Annotated in this window: 2 protein-coding genes; both read right to left on the reverse strand. The window is 31.6% G+C overall.

The window, feature by feature from the left end; genetic code table 11:
* Positions 1–50: 50 nt before the first annotated feature.
* Positions 51–536: a hypothetical protein gene (locus B0H50_RS13085; RefSeq protein WP_109587934.1), complete on the reverse strand. Its 486-nt coding sequence runs from the start codon at positions 534–536 to the stop codon at positions 51–53.
* Complete coding sequence (locus B0H50_RS13090) at positions 529–852, reverse strand: DUF262 domain-containing protein (protein WP_109587935.1); 324 nt, start codon at positions 850–852, stop codon at positions 529–531. Before B0H50_RS13090 ends, B0H50_RS13085 begins: the two co-directional genes overlap by 8 nt.
* Between the last annotated feature and the right edge of the window lie 202 nt (positions 853–1,054).

The raw sequence follows: 1,054 nt of genomic DNA on the forward strand, positions 1-1,054 counted from the left end.
TGTCGATGTAAAGATAGCCTACGAATGGGAATCGGAATCGAGAGAATCATCTAGCAAGGCTGCCTAAATGCTACCACACATATTGATGATGCCTCTAAAAAAGAAAGGTAACGAACAAAATCTAATTTTCCCGAATTTTCACCAGATGAAGAAATTGTAATTGTTTTCACACATTGAGGATCAAAAAAGCCCTCTAATTCTGGCTTTAAAAAATAAAAAGCGCGTCTTGACTCTAACGGACTTAAGCCTATTCCTTCCGCATTTATATCTTTAAACACACTTGAATAAAAACCTTGTTGATTATCCTGTTTTGGCATTAAATAGGAGAAACCTAAATAATGATTATCAAAAAAATCATCCTTTATTTTATTTAATTCTATTTTTTCATATTCATCTGCTGAAATATTTGACTTGATTTCTTCCAAGGATCTAAATTTAAGGCTATTATCTCCTTTGTCATAAAATAATTTATTAAAAGTCCATTCTGTAATTGAATTAGAATCATCATTATTTTCGTTATAGGCTTCATCATCCATTTTCGTCTGCAAAATTTTCATTAATTTGCTTAAATTTTTTCTTAATTGGATAGATTCTCAAATACGCCAACAGTAAAGAAGTTAATCTTTGCTGTCCGTCAATAATCAAATTTTCAGCTTTACCTTCATTATTATATGATCCAATCACGACAGGAGGACTAAAATGCTCTTCTTGAAAAGATTGAAGTAACTTTACCACCTTACTTTTATCCCAAACAAAAGCCCTTTGATACTTAGGTAACGTAATTTTTCCATAAAGTATCATATCGATCCAATGCTTCAGTGAATATTCGCCGTAATAAACCTCGTTTTTCATAAAATCTCCGAATATTTTTTTGCATAATGTAAGAAAAAAAAAGGGGTTTATCAACCCTTCTTAACAATTCTCTAAAAACGCGAATTTTGATCTAAAATTTCCCCTATATAGTCGTCCCTTAAAATCCCGCCCAGCCCGCATAACTATTGGGAAAAACTGATTTCTACCCTGTGAAAATATTGCAAGGTTTTCTAAAATATGA

The sequence above is a fragment of the Hallerella porci genome (assembly GCF_003148885.1).
Lineage (GTDB): Bacteria > Fibrobacterota > Fibrobacteria > Fibrobacterales > Fibrobacteraceae > Hallerella > Hallerella porci.

Excerpts from the sequence above, each read along its gene's own strand:
- B0H50_RS13085 (WP_109587934.1), bottom strand. The coding sequence starts at position 536 with ATGGATGATGAAGCCTATAACGAAAATAATGATGATTCTAATTCAATT.
- B0H50_RS13090 (WP_109587935.1), bottom strand. The coding sequence starts at position 852 with ATGAAAAACGAGGTTTATTACGGCGAATATTCACTGAAGCATTGGATC.